General features: G+C 59.9%; 18 protein-coding genes. 16 read left to right on the plus strand and 2 right to left on the minus strand.

Annotated elements, in window-relative coordinates; genetic code table 11:
* Nucleotides 1-17: 17 nt before the first annotated feature.
* Nucleotides 18-596 (minus strand): Maf family protein, encoded by a 579-nt coding sequence (locus ACOCLD_RS09965; protein ID WP_422911786.1) that lies wholly within the window; start codon nucleotides 594-596, stop codon nucleotides 18-20.
* A 122-nt stretch (nucleotides 597-718) separates the two neighbouring features.
* Here ACOCLD_RS09965 and ACOCLD_RS09970 point away from each other — a divergent pair, with 122 nt between their 5' ends.
* The 13 genes from ACOCLD_RS09970 to ACOCLD_RS10030 all read left to right on the plus strand — a co-directional run bounded on the left by ACOCLD_RS09970 (nucleotide 719) and on the right by ACOCLD_RS10030 (nucleotide 10770).
* A complete protein-coding gene (locus ACOCLD_RS09970) occupies nucleotides 719-1246 on the plus strand; it encodes a YceD family protein (RefSeq protein WP_422909041.1) in 528 nt (175 codons plus the stop codon).
* Nucleotides 1247-1259: 13 nt separating this feature from the next.
* The gene (gene rpmF, locus ACOCLD_RS09975) at nucleotides 1260-1442 is read left to right on the plus strand and encodes a 50S ribosomal protein L32 (RefSeq protein ID WP_003245185.1); all 183 of its coding nucleotides are present in this window, start codon (nucleotides 1260-1262) and stop codon (nucleotides 1440-1442) included.
* A gap of 3 nt (nucleotides 1443-1445) precedes the next feature.
* Nucleotides 1446-2456, plus strand: coding sequence for a phosphate acyltransferase PlsX (plsX, locus tag ACOCLD_RS09980; RefSeq protein WP_422909042.1), 1011 nt, complete (start codon nucleotides 1446-1448; stop codon nucleotides 2454-2456).
* Nucleotides 2457-2561: 105 nt separating this feature from the next.
* On the plus strand, nucleotides 2562-3500 hold the full coding sequence (gene fabD / locus ACOCLD_RS09985) for an ACP S-malonyltransferase (protein WP_422909043.1): 939 nt from the start codon (nucleotides 2562-2564) through the stop codon (nucleotides 3498-3500).
* A 15-nt stretch (nucleotides 3501-3515) separates the two neighbouring features.
* Entirely contained in the window at nucleotides 3516-4259 is a 744-nt protein-coding gene (gene fabG, locus ACOCLD_RS09990; protein ID WP_257778192.1) for a 3-oxoacyl-ACP reductase FabG, read from the plus strand.
* A 195-nt stretch (nucleotides 4260-4454) separates the two neighbouring features.
* Nucleotides 4455-4688 (plus strand): acyl carrier protein, encoded by a 234-nt coding sequence (gene acpP, locus ACOCLD_RS09995; RefSeq protein ID WP_058066290.1) that lies wholly within the window; start codon nucleotides 4455-4457, stop codon nucleotides 4686-4688.
* Nucleotides 4689-4794: 106 nt separating this feature from the next.
* Nucleotides 4795-6039 (plus strand): beta-ketoacyl-ACP synthase II, encoded by a 1245-nt coding sequence (gene fabF, locus ACOCLD_RS10000; protein ID WP_392539458.1) that lies wholly within the window; start codon nucleotides 4795-4797, stop codon nucleotides 6037-6039.
* Nucleotides 6039-6854 carry an aminodeoxychorismate lyase gene (pabC, locus tag ACOCLD_RS10005; protein WP_422909044.1) on the plus strand — a complete coding sequence of 272 codons (816 nt, stop codon included), beginning with the start codon at nucleotides 6039-6041 and terminating at the stop codon, nucleotides 6852-6854. Before fabF ends, pabC begins: the two co-directional genes overlap by 1 nt.
* A 3-nt stretch (nucleotides 6855-6857) precedes the next feature.
* Nucleotides 6858-7910, plus strand: coding sequence for an endolytic transglycosylase MltG (gene mltG, locus ACOCLD_RS10010; RefSeq protein WP_233684348.1), 1053 nt, complete (start codon nucleotides 6858-6860; stop codon nucleotides 7908-7910).
* A gap of 9 nt (nucleotides 7911-7919) precedes the next feature.
* Nucleotides 7920-8552, plus strand: coding sequence for a dTMP kinase (tmk, locus tag ACOCLD_RS10015; RefSeq protein ID WP_422909045.1), 633 nt, complete (start codon nucleotides 7920-7922; stop codon nucleotides 8550-8552).
* Nucleotides 8545-9531, plus strand: a complete 987-nt coding sequence (locus tag ACOCLD_RS10020) for a DNA polymerase III subunit delta' (protein ID WP_422909046.1) — start codon at nucleotides 8545-8547, stop codon at nucleotides 9529-9531. Before tmk ends, ACOCLD_RS10020 begins: the two co-directional genes overlap by 8 nt.
* 36 nt (nucleotides 9532-9567) lie before the next feature.
* Complete coding sequence (locus ACOCLD_RS10025; protein ID WP_090238100.1) at nucleotides 9568-9924, plus strand: PilZ domain-containing protein; 357 nt, start codon at nucleotides 9568-9570, stop codon at nucleotides 9922-9924.
* Nucleotides 9925-9987: 63 nt separating this feature from the next.
* A complete protein-coding gene (locus ACOCLD_RS10030) occupies nucleotides 9988-10770 on the plus strand; it encodes a TatD family hydrolase (RefSeq protein ID WP_422909047.1) in 783 nt (260 codons plus the stop codon).
* A 235-nt stretch (nucleotides 10771-11005) separates the two neighbouring features.
* Here ACOCLD_RS10030 and ACOCLD_RS10035 read toward each other — a convergent pair whose 3' ends face one another.
* Nucleotides 11006-12139, minus strand: a complete 1134-nt coding sequence (locus ACOCLD_RS10035; protein ID WP_422909048.1) for an aminotransferase class V-fold PLP-dependent enzyme — start codon at nucleotides 12137-12139, stop codon at nucleotides 11006-11008.
* A gap of 76 nt (nucleotides 12140-12215) precedes the next feature.
* Here ACOCLD_RS10035 and ACOCLD_RS10040 point away from each other — a divergent pair, with 76 nt between their 5' ends.
* The 3 genes from ACOCLD_RS10040 (at nucleotide 12216) to ACOCLD_RS10050 (ending at nucleotide 14818) form a co-directional block, all read left to right on the plus strand.
* On the plus strand, nucleotides 12216-12854 hold the full coding sequence (locus ACOCLD_RS10040; protein ID WP_090247979.1) for a TetR/AcrR family transcriptional regulator: 639 nt from the start codon (nucleotides 12216-12218) through the stop codon (nucleotides 12852-12854).
* A 78-nt stretch (nucleotides 12855-12932) separates the two neighbouring features.
* Entirely contained in the window at nucleotides 12933-13901 is a 969-nt protein-coding gene (locus ACOCLD_RS10045; RefSeq protein WP_422909049.1) for a GTP 3',8-cyclase MoaA, read from the plus strand.
* Between the two features lie 26 nt (nucleotides 13902-13927).
* Entirely contained in the window at nucleotides 13928-14818 is an 891-nt protein-coding gene (locus tag ACOCLD_RS10050) for a radical SAM protein (RefSeq protein WP_422909050.1), read from the plus strand.
* Nucleotides 14819-14842: the final 24 nt, after the last annotated feature.

A 14842-nucleotide genomic window follows, 5' to 3' on the forward strand; every position in this document is an offset into this window, starting at 1 on the left:
GATCGGGCTTGTTGCTTTTAGGGGAGGTCGATACCGCTGGTCAGCAGCATGTCCACCAGGCGGATCAGTGGCAGACCGATCAGGCTGTTGCTGTCGCTGCCTTCGGTGCTGCGGAACAGGCTGATGCCCAGGCCTTCTGCCTTGAAGCTGCCGGCGCAGTCGAAGGGTTGTTCAGCGGTTAGGTAGCGCATGATTTGCGCTTCGCTGAGCGGGCGGAAATGTACGGTGAATGGCACGCAGTCGGTTTGTTGTTGGCCGGTTGCGCTGTTGAGCAGGGTGAGTCCGGTCAGAAAGGTGACGCTATTGCCGCTGGCGGCCAGTAACTGCTCGCGGGCGCGCTCCAGAGTATGCGGTTTGCCGAGTATCTGTGAGTCGAGTACCGCCACTTGGTCCGAGCCGATGATCAGGTGCTGCGGGTGTGTGCTGCTCAGGGCTTGGGCTTTTTCCTGTGAGAGACGACGTACCAGGGCTTCGGCGTCTTCATTTGCGTGCCGTGTTTCGTCGATTTGCGGAGCGCTCCAGGTAAAAGGCAGTCGCAGGCGGTTGAGCAATTCACGGCGATAAGGGGAGCTGGACGCTAGCACCAGAGGTAGCACGGCGTTTTCCTTCTTCATATATAGGTTTGCGGGCAGTGGGCGATTCTAGCCGTCGCTCCAGATGCTGGACAGGCCGAATTTCCTTTGACAGTGGCGGGTTGCATCCCTAAAATGCGCCGCCTATGTCAAATGGCCCGATTCCACCTCACGTTGATCCGCGCAAATTAGCTGATCGCAGTGCCACCCTTGAAGGTGACCTGCAGCTTGCCGATTTGCAGCGTCTCTGCGGCCCGCTTGCCGATAACCAAGGCATGGTGCGTACGAAGTTTTCCTTCGAGCGCGACGAGCGGAACGCTGTGGTTTTTCACAGCGAGCTTGAGGTTGAAGTCAAGATGGTTTGCCAGCGTTGTCTGGAGCTGGTCACTTTGCCGATCTACAGCGCGTGTGATTACGCTGTGGTGAAAGAGGGTGCGAATACCCAGTCCGTGCCGCAAGGCTATGACGTGATTGAGTTGGGTGAAGACCCATTGGATCTGCTGGCGCTGGTTGAGGAAGAGCTTTTGCTTGCCTTGCCCATTGTCCCGGCTCATGACCCTAAAGATTGCCAGCAGCCGGCCAGCCTCGAAGAGCCCGAGTCGAGCGAGGACGAGGTAACGCGGTCCAACCCGTTCAGTGTATTGGCGCAGTTAAAGCGTGACCCAAACGTTTAGGAGTTAATTAGTTATGGCTGTTCAGCAGAACAAAAAATCCCGTTCCGCCCGTGACATGCGCCGTTCGCACGACGCTCTCGAGGCCAGCACTCTGTCGGTCGAGAAAAGCACCGGCGAAGTTCACCTGCGTCACCACGTATCGCCAGAAGGCGTTTACCGTGGTCGTAAAGTGATCGACAAGGGCGCTGACGAGTAAATCTTGTCCGCTCCGATCATCGCGATTGATGCAATGGGTGGGGACTTCGGTCCCCACTGCATTGTTCCAGCCTGCATCGCTTGCCTGGCTGAATACCCTTCGTTGCACCTGGTCCTAGTCGGCCAATCCTTCCTTCTTGAATCTCTGATTGCTCGCCACCCCGGTGTCGATCGTGCGCGCCTGCGTGTTGCTCATGCCGGTGAAGTCGTGGGTATGGACGAGCGCCCGGCCCAGGCCTTGCGTGGCAAACCGGATTCTTCGATGCGTATCAGCCTTGAATTGCTGCGCAGTGGGGCGGCGCAAGCCTGTGTCAGTGCCGGGAACACCGGGGCGCTGATGGCGCTGTCGCGCTATGTGCTGAAAACCCTGCCGGGAATTGACCGGCCAGCCATGGTCACGGCGATTCCGACACAGACGGGTTTCTGCCATCTGCTGGACCTGGGAGCGAACGTTGATTGCAGTGCCGAGCATCTGCACCAGTTCGCCGTGATGGGGTCGGTAACCGCTGAGGTTCTGGGGATGCAGCGTCCGCGTGTAGCGCTGCTGAACGTCGGGACGGAGGACATCAAAGGCAATCAGCAGGTCAAGCTGGCAGCCAGTCTGTTGCAGCAAGCCGAAGGGCTTAACTACATCGGCTTTATCGAGGGTGATGGGCTCTACCGCGGTGAAGCTGACGTGGTGGTGTGCGATGGTTTTGTCGGCAACATCCTGCTCAAGTCCAGTGAAGGCCTGGCGGCGATGATTGCCGGACGTATTGATGCCTTGTTCAAGTCCAGTCTTGCTGCGCGTGCAGTGGGTGCGTTGGCCTTGCCGCTATTACGGCGCTTGCAGGGTGAGTTGGCACCTGCTCAACACAACGGCGCGAGTTTCGTGGGGCTGCAGGGGATTGTGGTGAAAAGCCATGGTGCGGCCGGGCCTGAGGGCTTCAAGAGTGCGATTCGCCGAGCTTTGCGGGAGATTGAAGAAAATCTGCCACAACGTTTGCATGGTCGCCTCGGCGAACACCTGCTTTAGAATGTGACTGCGGCGGGCAGCCCGTCATCCAACTGTCAGTTTCTTGCGCTTGGGCTAAGCCTGGCGCGTATTACCGACGATCCCGACCATTAGGAACAGGTTTCCATGTCTGCATCTCTCGCATTCGTCTTTCCGGGCCAGGGCTCCCAGTCTCTGGCGATGCTCGCTGAGCACGGTGCACAACGGCCGCTGATTATTGACACCTTTGCTGAAGCTTCCGAAGCGCTCGGTTATGACCTTTGGGCGCTGACCCAGCAGGGCCCTGAAGAACAACTGAACCAGACCGACAAGACGCAGCCGGCAATTCTCACTGCATCTGTCGCGCTGTGGCGTACCTGGTTGGCCGAGAGTGCCGCGCGTCCGGCTTTTGTTGCCGGCCATAGCCTGGGTGAATACTCGGCGCTGGTTGCTGCTGGCAGTCTGTCGCTGGCTGCCGCGGTCAAGCTGGTGGAGCATCGTGGTCAGCTGATGCAGCAGGCCGTGCCCGGCGGGCAGGGCGGCATGGCAGCGATTCTCGGGCTGGAAGATGCTGATGTACTGGCGGCTTGCGCCGAAGCAGCGCAGGGTGAAGTGGTCAGTGCGGTGAATTTCAATGCCCCGGGCCAGGTGGTAATCGCCGGTGGCGCTGCTGCTGTTGAGCGCGCCATTGAAGCGTGTAAGGCGCGTGGTGCCAAGCGTGCGATGCCGTTGCCGGTCAGCGTGCCGTCGCATTGTGCGTTGATGCGCCCGGCGGCTGAACGCTTTGCCGAAGCCGTGGCGGCAATTGATTGGCAGGCTCCGCAAATCGCTCTGGTGCAGAACGTCAGCGCTGCTGCAGTGACTGATCTGGAAGGGCTTAAGCGTGACCTGCTGGCGCAGCTCTACAGCCCGGTGCGTTGGGTGGAGTCAATCGTCTGCCTGTCGGCGCAGGGCGTGACCGATCTGGTTGAGTGTGGTCCAGGCAGAGTGCTGTCGGGTCTGAACAAGCGCTGCGTCAAAGGCATCAATACCCATAACCTGGACACCCCGGACGCCTTCGCTGCTGCGAATGCGGCCCTGGTCTGATTAAGGAGAAATGCTATGAGCCTGCAAGGTAAGGTTGCACTGGTCACTGGCGCGAGCCGCGGTATTGGCCAGGCTATCGCTTTGGAGTTGGGTCGTCAGGGAGCTGTGGTCATCGGTACAGCCACTTCGGCCTCGGGTGCCGAGCGTATTGCGGAAACCCTGAAGGCCAATGGCATCGAAGGGGCCGGCCTGGTGCTTGACGTCAGCAATGACGAGTCGGTTGCCAGCACCTTGGAACATATCCAGCAACATCTTGGTCAGCCGTTGATTCTGGTCAATAACGCCGGTATCACCCGCGATAACCTGATGCTGCGGATGAAAGATGACGAGTGGTTTGATGTCATCAATACCAACCTGAGTAGCCTGTATCGCCTGACCAAGGCGGTGTTGCGCGGCATGACCAAGGCGCGTTACGGGCGCATCATCAATATTGGTTCGGTGGTGGGCGCCATGGGTAACGGTGGGCAGGTCAACTATGCCGCTGCCAAGGCCGGGCTTGAAGGTTTTGGCCGCGCATTGGCGCGTGAAGTGGGCTCGCGGGCGATTACCGTGAACGCTGTGGCGCCGGGCTTTATCGACACCGATATGACTCGCGAATTGCCGGATGCGCAGCGTGACGCGCTGCTGACCCAGATTCCGTTGGGTCGTCTGGGGCAGGCCGAAGAGATCGCGAAAGTGGTCGCTTTCCTCGCTTCTGATGGCGCAGCTTACGTCACAGGCGCTACTATCCCTGTGAACGGCGGGATGTACATGAGCTGAATGTGACGTGGGCTTTCAGAAAACTGTCATAGATGCTGTCTAAAATCCGTTATAAAGCTGCAACAGGTTTATAGACAGATCGTTGAAGTGTTCCTGGGGCACCCCGGCATTCAGCTTGAAATGCTAAAAACCCTTTCTATACACTTGGCCGCAGACCAGCTGCCTGGATTTGTCCAATAGGAGTGAAAACAAGGTATGAGCACCATCGAAGAACGCGTCAAGAAAATCGTTGCTGAGCAACTTGGCGTCAAAGAAGAGGAAGTAACCAACAGCGCTTCCTTCGTCGAAGACCTGGGTGCCGACTCTCTTGACACCGTTGAGCTGGTGATGGCTCTCGAGGAAGAATTCGAGACCGAAATCCCGGACGAACAAGCTGAGAAGATCACCACCGTTCAGGAAGCGATCGACTACGTTACCGCTCACGCGTAAGACGTATTCGTCGGTTCCCGACTCGGAAAAGCCGCACTCCCTAATCAGGCGTGCGGCTTTTCTTTAAGCGCATTCCAAGCGTTGAAAACTAGAAAAGGAGATTGCTGTGTCGCGTAGACGCGTCGTGGTTACCGGTATGGGCATGCTGTCGCCATTGGGTAACGATGTGCCGAGTAGCTGGCAGGGCATTTTGGCTGGGCGTAGTGGCATCGGTCTGCTTGAGCACATAGACCTTTCCGCTTTTTCCACACGCTTTGGCGGTGCGGTCAAAGGCTTCAACGTCGAGGAATACCTGTCGGCCAAAGAGGCCCGCAAGCTCGATCTGTTTATCCAGTACGGTCTCGCAGCCAGTTTCCAGGCAATGCGCGATTCCGGGTTGGAAGTCACTGATGCCAACCGTGAGCGCATCGGTGTTGCCATGGGTTCCGGTATCGGCGGCCTGACCAATATCGAAAACAACTGCAAGTCGCTGCATGAGCAAGGGCCGCGGCGGATTTCGCCGTTCTTCGTGCCTGGCTCGATCATCAATATGATTTCCGGCTTCCTGTCGATCCACCTCGGTCTGCAGGGACCCAACTACGCCATCGCTACAGCCTGTACCACGGGTACGCATTGCATCGGCATGGCGGCACGCAACATTGCCTACGGCGAAGCGGATGTGATGGTTGCCGGCGGCGCCGAGATGGCCGCCTGCGGCCTGGGCATGGGCGGCTTTGGTGCCGCGCGGGCGCTGTCGACGCGTAACGACGAACCGACCAAAGCCAGTCGTCCCTGGGACAAAGATCGCGACGGCTTCGTGCTGTCTGATGGCGCGGGGGCTTTGGTGCTGGAAGAGTTGGAGCACGCCAAGGCACGTGGCGCGACCATCCATGCCGAGCTGATCGGCTTTGGCATGAGCGGTGACGCTTACCACATGACCTCGCCACCGGAAGATGGTGCCGGTGCAGCCCGCTGCATGGCCAACGCACTGCGTGATGCCGGCCTGAATGCCGATCAGGTGCAGTACATCAACGCCCATGGCACCTCGACTTCGGCGGGTGACAAGGCCGAAGTGGCGGCAGTGAAATCGGTGTTTGGTGAACATGCCTACAAATTGGCCGTGAGTTCGACCAAGTCCATGACCGGTCACTTGCTGGGTGCGGCCGGTGCGGTGGAAGCGATCTTCAGCATCCTCGCGCTGCGTGATCAGGTGGCGCCACCGACCATCAATCTGGATAGCCCGGATGAAGGCTGCGATCTCGACTTTGTCGCGCATCAGGCCAAGGCCATGCCACTGGATGTGGTGTTGTCCAACTCCTTCGGCTTTGGTGGCACCAACGGCTCGCTGGTATTCCGCCGGTTTGCCGGTTGATGCTGAGCTGGGTTGATGGCCAGCCGGCTGAGCTGCTGTCCATAACGGATCGCGGCCTGGCCTACGGCGATGGGCTCTTCGAGACCATTGCCGTGCATGCTGGGCAACCCACACTGCTGGAACGTCACCTGGCGCGACTGGCTGAAGGCTGTACTCGCCTGCACATACCCGTCGACCTGTCGTCAGTGCGGGCCCAGCTGCTGGCATTCAGTCAGCTGGTGGGGGCTGGTGTGGTCAAGCTTATGCTCACGCGGGGTGATGGGCAGCGTGGCTATGCGTTGCCACAGCCTATGCAGTCGCGCCTGATTCTGCAGGCTGCGGCCAAACCGGTTTACCCTTGCGCTCATGCCGAGCAGGGTGTGCGGATTTTTCCCTGCACCACACGTCTGGCCGCGCAGCCGTTGCTGGCGGGCCTGAAGCATCTCAATCGACTGGAACAGGTGTTAGCGCGCAGCGAGTGGCAGGACGCCGAACATGCCGAGGGCCTGATGCTGGACGTCAGCGGCCGGGTGATCGAGGGCGTGTACAGCAACCTGATGTTGGTCAGTGGCGGCGTGCTGATTACCGCTGACCTGTCGCGCTGCGGCGTGGCCGGGGTGATGCGTGCGGAGTTGCTGGATCAGGCGGCTGCGCTGGGTATCGAGTGTCAGGTGCGCGATATCAGTTATGCCGAGTTGCTGGCGGCTGATGAAGTCATGCTGTGCAACAGCCTCTATGGCGTGTGGCCAGTTCGCGCTTTGCGTGCTCACGACTGGCCGGTCGGCCCACTCACCCGTAAACTGCAGGCCATTGCCCGCGATCTACTGGACTGCTGATTCGTGATACGGAAAATCTTGCTGCTGCTGGAAGGTGGTGTGCTGCTGGCTGCGTTGCTAGTTGCCTTTGCTGCCTGGCAGCAGCATTCGGCGTTGCACCAGCCGCTGAAACTGACGGATGAGTACCTGGTGGATGTGCCAGCAGGCGCGACGCCGGGTGGTGTGCTCAATCGTCTTGAGGCCGATGGTGTCCTCGATCAGGCCTTCTGGCTACGTCTTTACTGGCGCTTCAATCTACGCAATCAACCGCTGCACAGTGGCGAGTATCGCCTGACCCCCGGCGCTACAGCGTTGGATATGCTCGGCCAATGGCGCCGCGGTGAAGTGCTGCAATACAACCTGACGCTGGTTGAAGGCTGGAATTTCCGTCAGGTGCGCGCAGCGCTGGCACGTGAAACACGTCTTGAACTGACCCTCAGCGAGCTGAGCGATGCCGAGTTGATGAAGGCGCTTGGTTTGCCGGGTCTGAACCCGGAAGGGCGTTTCTTCCCAGACACCTACAGCTTTGTGCGTGGCATGAGTGACCTTGAACTGCTCAAGCAGGCGCATGCGCGGCTGGAGCAGGTGTTGGCCGAGGAGTGGGCCCAGCGTGCCAAAGATCTGCCGTACAAAGAACCGTATGACGCGCTGATCATGGCCTCGATGATCGAGAAGGAAACCGGCGTGCCTGAAGAGCGCGGCGAGATTGCCGGGGTATTCGTACGGCGCCTGCGCATCGGTATGCGCTTGCAGACCGATCCGACGGTGATCTACGGCATGGGCGAGCGCTACAACGGGCGGATTACCCGTAATGACCTGCGTGAGCCGACGCCCTATAACACTTACACCATTGATGGCATGCCACCGACGCCGATTGCCCTGGTCGGCCGCGAGGCGATTCGTGCCGCGCTGAATCCGGTGGCGGGCAGCAGCCTGTATTTCGTTGCCCGTGGCGATGGCAGCCATGTATTTTCCAATACCCTTGAGCAGCACAACCGGGCCGTGCGTGAGTATCAGCTCAAGCGCCGTGCGGACTATCGTTCGAGCCCGGCCCCAGTCGCGCCCAATAATCAGTAAGGACAGCCTGTGAGCGGTTTGTTTATCACCCTGGAAGGCCCAGAAGGCGCAGGCAAGAGCACCAATCGTGATTACCTGGCTGAGCGCCTGCGTGAACAGGGTATTGATGTGCTGCTGACCCGTGAGCCGGGTGGCACGCCACTGGCTGAGCGGGTGCGCGAGTTGCTGCTGGCTCCCAGCGATGAGCCGATGGCGGCCGACACCGAGCTGCTGCTGGTGTTCGCGGCGCGTGCTCAGCACCTCGCACAGGTCATCCGCCCGGCCCTGGCCCGTGGCAGTGTGGTGCTGTGCGATCGCTTTACCGATGCCACCTATGCCTATCAGGGGGGCGGTCGGGGGCTTTCCGAAGCGCGTATTGCAGAGCTGGAAACCTTCGTTCAAGGCTCGCTACGTCCTGATCTGACCCTGATATTCGACTTGCCGGTGGAAGTGGGCCTGGCTCGTGCGGCAGCGCGCGGTCGGCTGGACCGTTTCGAGCAGGAGGGTCGGCAGTTTTTCGATGCCGTGCGCCAGGCTTATCTGCGTCGCGCAGCTGAGCAGCCGCAGCGCTACCGTATTCTGGATGCCGCGCAATCCTTGAGTGAGGTGCAGCAGGCACTGGACGCATTGCTGCCACAGCTGCTGGAGCTGCAGCGTGGCTGACGCTTACCCCTGGCAGGATGCACTCTGGCAGCAGCTGGCTGGCCGTAGCCAGCATGCCCATGCTTATCTGCTGCACGGCCCTGCGGGTATCGGCAAGCGCGCGCTGGCTGAGCGGCTGATGGCGCGTTTGTTGTGTCAGCAGCCCAATGGCCTGGATGCCTGTGGCCAGTGCAAGTCCTGCCATCTGCTGGCGGCCGGCACCCACCCGGATAACTACATCCTGGAGCCGGAAGAGGCCGACAAGGCGATCAAGGTGGATCAGGTGCGCGATCTGGTCAGCTTTGTGGTGCAGACCGCGCAACTGGCGGGGCGCAAAGTGGTGCTGGTCGAGCCGACTGAATCGATGAATATCAACGCCGCCAACGCCTTGCTGAAAAGCCTTGAGGAACCCTCTGGCAATACCGTATTGCTGTTGATCAGCCATCAGCCCAGCCGTTTGCTGCCTACGGTGAAGAGTCGGTGTGTGCAACAGGCCTGCCCGTTGCCGAGTGAAGCCATGAGCCTGGAGTGGTTGGCTCAGGCGTTACCGGCATGCAGCGCGGAGGAGCATCGTGAGCTGCTGTTCCTGGCTGCTGGCTCACCCCTGTTGGCGGTGCAGATGCACGAACAGGGCGTCAGCGCACAGCGCGCGCAGGTGGTTGAAGGCGTGAAAAAGCTGCTTAAACAGCAGATTGCCCCCAGTCAGCTGGCCGAAAGCTGGAATGCGGTGTCCCTGCAGTTGCTGTTCGACTGGTTCTGCCAGTGGTCGCAGTTGATGCTGCGCTACCAGCTGACTCAGGATGAGGATGGGCTTGGGCAGGCCGATATGCGCAAGGTGGTGCAGTACCTGGCGCAGAAAACCCCACAGGCGAAAGTGTTGAATATGCAGGATTGGTTGCTGGCGCAGCGTCAGAAAGTCCTCGGCAAGGCTAATCTCAACCGTGTCTTGCTTCTCGAAGCCTTGCTGGTGCAGTGGGCAAGCTTGCCCGGACCGGGCTAGAATCGGCCATTAAGTGAATAAAATCAGGAATGCCGCATGAGTCTGCCTCCTAACCTGGGCCCGCGTAACGGAATTTTGTCGCTGACCATCAAGGACAAATCCGTGCTTTATGCCGCTTATATGCCCTTTATCAAGAACGGCGGCCTGTTTATTCCAACCAACAAGAGCTACAAGCTCGGCGATGAAGTGTTCATGCTGCTTAACCTGATGGACGAACCGGAAAAGATTCCGGTCGCTGGTAAGGTGGTGTGGATCACGCCGAAAGGCGCGCAAGGCAACCGCGCAGCCGGTGTAGGTGTGCAGTTCAATGATGGCGACAACACCGCGCGCAACAAGATCGAAACCTACCTGGCCGGTGCACTGACTTCGGATCGCCCGACGCACACCATGTAAGTGGTTTTTCCTCCGTATCACGGTGCCCGCCCTGTGGCACCGCTTCTCAAGTGATTGTTCCCCATGCTGGTTGATTCCCACTGTCACCTTGACCGCCTCGATCTGGCTGCCCATGGCGGTTCTCTCGATGCGGCGCTGGATGCTGCGCGCGCGCGCGGCGTTGGTCATTTTCTCTGCATCGGCGTCAGCGCCGATAATGCCGCAGCGGTCAAAGGCCTGGCTGAGCGTTATGCCGATGTCGATTGCTCGGTCGGTGTGCATCCGCTGGACCTTGAGCCGCGCGCAGCGCCGGCGCTGGACTGGCTGCTCGCTGAGCTGAATCACCCGCGGGTGGTGGCCATCGGTGAAACCGGCCTGGATTACCACTACGAGCCAGAGTCTGCGGCGCTGCAGCAGGCATCCTTCCGTTTGCACCTGGATGCCGCGCGGATTACCGGCAAACCGGTGATCGTGCACACCCGCGAGGCGCGTGCCGACACCCTGGCACTGCTGCGTGAAGCAGCGCTGCCGCAAGCCGGTGTGCTGCACTGTTTTACCGAAGATTGGGAAATGGCCAAGGCGGCGCTGGATATCGGCTTCTATATCTCGCTGTCCGGAATCGTCACGTTTCGCAACGCCGAAGCGCTGCGCGAAGTGGCGCGCCAGATGCCCGCTGATCGCTTGCTGGTGGAAACCGATTCGCCTTACCTGGCGCCGATCCCGCACCGCGGCAAGCCAAATTTGCCGGAGTACGTGCGCGATGTGGCCGAGTACCTGGCGGTGTTGCGCGGCGTGAGCTTTGAGCAATTGGCGGAGCAGACCACGGCCAACTTCAAACGCTTATTTCCGTTGGCTCGGCTGGCTTGATCGCGCTTTCCTGAAAAGTCGAAGACAAAAAAAACCCGGGCTCTGGGGGATGAGACCGGGTTAAGACCATTAGGAGTAAATCAAGGTACGCGGTCCACGGTACCCTGCCTGGCGGGGCGCTTGGGGGATACGCCGCACACCAGTACTGCTCAGTATTGGTGAAGATTGCCGAACGTCCAGGCCATTTGCCGGCATTCTTAAACGGATTTGGAATACAGAGCGCGTTGCTGAGTTCTCAAGCAGTCGCCAGCTGTTGCAGCAGTGCCAATGTCTCTTCAATCACCCTGGGTGCGGTATAGAAATGCGGCGACAGGCGGATGCCCGCACCGCGCTGTGCGCAGATCACCTGGTGCTGTTTCAGTTGGCCGAACAAGACTGTGTTGTCCCAGCCATCCAGGCTGAAAGTCAGAATTCCGGCGCGCTGCTGACGTTCCACGGCGCTATGCAGGTGTGCGTTTGGGATGCTGTTCAAGCCATCGAGCAGCCACTGCATGCGCTCCTGCAGGGCGCTTTCGACCGCACTTATGCCCACTTCTTCAAGCAGTGACAGGCTGGCATCCAAGGCCATGGCGCCGAGCATGTTCGGGCTGCCGCATTCAAAACGCCGGGCGCTGCTGGCAGGCTCCCAAGTGGTGCGCTGGTAGTCGCCGGCATGTTCGAGCATATGCCAGCCGTATTCATGCAACTTGAGCTGCGCCCGCAGATCGCTGCGGCAGTAGAACACCCCTAGCCCTTCCGGGCCGAGCAACCATTTGTGCCCATCGGCCATGGCAAAGGCGCACTGGCTGGCCTGCACATCGAAGGGCAGGGCACCGAGCTGCTGGATCGCATCGATGCACAGCAGCACGCCGCGCGCCTGGCAGCCCTGGCCTAGGCGCGGCAGATCCAAACGCAGGCCGCTGGCGTACTGCACGGCGCTGATCGCCATCAGCCGGGTACGCGGCCCGCAGGCGGCGAGCAGGGCGGCTTCGGCATCGCCCTGATGCAGATTGACCTGCACCACCTCGACGCCCTGGGGCGCGAGTGCTTCCCAGACAATTCGGTTGGACGGGAACTCTTCATCGCTGATAACCACCTGATCGCCTGGCCGCCAATCCAGGCCGAAGGCGACGAAGGACAACGCCTCGGAGGTGTTTTTCACCAGTGCAATATCGCTGTGGGAGGGCGCGTTAAGTAGACGCTGCAGGCGATCGCGCAGGCGCCGCTCGACTTGCAACCAGTTGGCGTAGTCCCGGGCACCGGTTTGCGCGTTCTCGATAGCAAAGCGGCTAACCGCATCGACGGCCCGTTGTGGCCAGGGAGAAACGGCGGCGTGGTTCAGATAACGCAAGCCGGGAAGTTGCGGAAACTCGTCATGAACTGCGTACATGGTCGGATGATCCGTGCAATTTGCCGTTAGTTAGGCATAATACGCGCCTTCGTTTTTTTGACCCCGTAGTCCTTTTATGCATAAAGAACCCCGCAAGGTCCGTGAGTTTCGCCGCCGCGAACAGGAAATTCTCGACACAGCACTGAAACTCTTCCTCGACCAGGGCGAAGACAGCGTGACTGTGGAGATGATTGCCGACACGGTTGGTATCGGTAAAGGCACCATCTACAAGCATTTCAAATCCAAGGCGGAGATCTACCTGCGCCTGATGCTCGACTACGAGCGCGACCTCAACGAGTTGCTGCACTCGGCGGATGTCGACCGCGACAAGGAAGCCCTGTCGCGCGCCTACTTTGAGTTTCGCATGCGCGACCCACAGCGCTATCGCCTGTTCGACCGCCTCGAAGAGAAAGTGGTCAAGGGCAACCAGGTGCCGGAGATGGTCGAGCAGCTGCACAAGATTCGCGCCTCCAACTTCGAGCGCCTGACCCAGCTGATCAAAGGCCGTATCGCTGAAGGCAAGTTGGAAGACGTACCGCCGTATTTCCACTACTGCGCCGCCTGGGCGCTGGTGCACGGTGCTGTGGCGCTGTATCACTCGCCGTTCTGGAGCAATGTGCTGGAAGATCAGGAAGGCTTCTTCCAATTCCTTATGGACATCGGCGTGCGCATGGGCAACAAGCGCAAGCGCGAGGGTGACACTCCGGCTAGCTGAGGTATTCAGCGCGTGGATAAGCAATCTGCTGCGCTGACGGCGCCCTATACTCGGCGCCTACCTCTGTTGGAGACGCGCATGATCGTTGACCGCCAGGGCCGGCGCTTTCGCAATCTGCGCGTCAGCCTGACCGCCGCCTGCAACTACGCCTGCACCTACTGCGTGCCGGACGGTAAACGACTGGTAGCTGCGCAGGATGAGTTATCCGCCGAGGCCATGTTGCGTGGCGTGGCCTACCTGATCGAAGCGGCTGGCATTGAGCGCTTGCGTATCACCGGTGGCGAGCCGCTGGTCAGCCCCAAGCTGGAGCACTTTCTGCGTGGCGTCAGCCAGCTTGGTTTGACCGATATCAGCCTGACCAGCAACGGTCAGTTGCTGGCGCGCAAGCTGCCGTTGCTGCTGGAGTGCGGCATCCGCCGCTTGAATATTTCCCTGGATACTCTCGACGCGGCGGCATTTCGCAGCATCGCCCGTGGTGGCGATCTGGCGACCGTGCTCGATGGTCTGCAGCAGGCGCGGGCGGCCGGGGTACAGATCAAGGTCAATATGGTGCCGCTGCGCGGACAGAACCTCGATCAGGTGCTGCCGCTGCTTGACTACTGCCTGGTCAATGGCTTCGAGCTGCGCTTTATCGAACTGATGCGCATGGGGCATCTGGCCCGTGACGGCAACGGGTTTCAGCGTCAGTTTATCGGCATGCCCGAACTGCTGGAGCTGATCGGCAGCCGCTACGACTATGTTCAGGCCCACGCTGCGCTGGATGCCACTGCGCTGCGTTACGCCATTCCTGGCGTCGGCCATTTCGGTGTGATTGCTAATGAAAGCGTACCGTTCTGCCGTACCTGTTCGCGCCTGAGGCTGTCTTCGACTGGCTGGCTGCATGGTTGTCTGTCATCGAGCAATCGTCACTATGTCGGCGATCTGCTCGACAAGCCGCGCCACCAGGCCTTGCCTGCGTTGCAGGGGCTGCTGATGAAAGCGCTGGGCGACAAGCAGGATGTGGCGTTCTCCGGCGGTGCAACCGTGATGAAGATTATTGGCGGCTGAGATCGCCCCTGTACCGAGTGAAGAGCATGCAAGATTTCCCCATCAGCTATATCGAACCGGTGTTCCGGCCGCCCAGTGAAGCCCATTCGCTGATTCTGCCGGTGACCAATGGTTGCTCCTGGAACAAGTGCACGTTCTGCGAAATGTACACTCAGGAACAGAAGAAATTCCGCGCCCGTGATGAAGCGCAGGTGCTCGAAGAGATTCGCCTGACCGGCGAGCGGATGATCGTGCAGCGGGTGTTTCTCGCCGATGGTGATGCTCTGGTGCTGCCGACGCGGCGTCTGCTGACCATTCTGCAGGCGATCCGTGAGCACATGCCGGAGGTTGAGCGGGTTTCGAGTTATTGCCTGCCGCGCAATCTGCGTAAGAAATCGGTGGATGAACTCAAGGAGCTGGCAGACGCCGGCCTGCGTATGGCTTATGTAGGCTGTGAATCCGGTGATGATGAGGTGCTGGCGCGGGTCAACAAGGGTGAAACCTACGAGTCCAGCCTCAGCGCACTGGACAAGCTTGGTCAGGCGGGTATCACCCGTTCGGTGATGATCCTCAACGGCCTGGGTGGCACAGTGTTGAGCGAGCAGCATGCGGACAACTCGGCGCGCCTGATGAATGAGTCGCAGCCGGAATTTCTCTCAACCCTGGTGGTGAGTTTTCCTATGGGGGAGGCGCGGTTTCGTCAGGGTTTTGCCGACTTTCAACCGCTCAACCAGCAGCAGCTGTTTGTCGAGGTGGAGCGTCTGCTAGGTGGCCTTGAGCTGCGCGATACGGTGTTTCGCAGTGATCATGCCTCCAACTATCTGGTGCTCAAGGGCAACCTGGGCGCGGACAAGGCGCGCTTGTTGGCTCAGGTGCGACAGGCGATCGAGCAACCGCAACAGGCACGCTTACGCCAGGAATGGCAGCGCGGCCTTTGATTGGCAACGGGTGGCGTGAAATCT

This window comes from Pseudomonas cimarronensis, from assembly GCF_049331905.1.
Taxonomy (GTDB): domain Bacteria; phylum Pseudomonadota; class Gammaproteobacteria; order Pseudomonadales; family Pseudomonadaceae; genus Aquipseudomonas.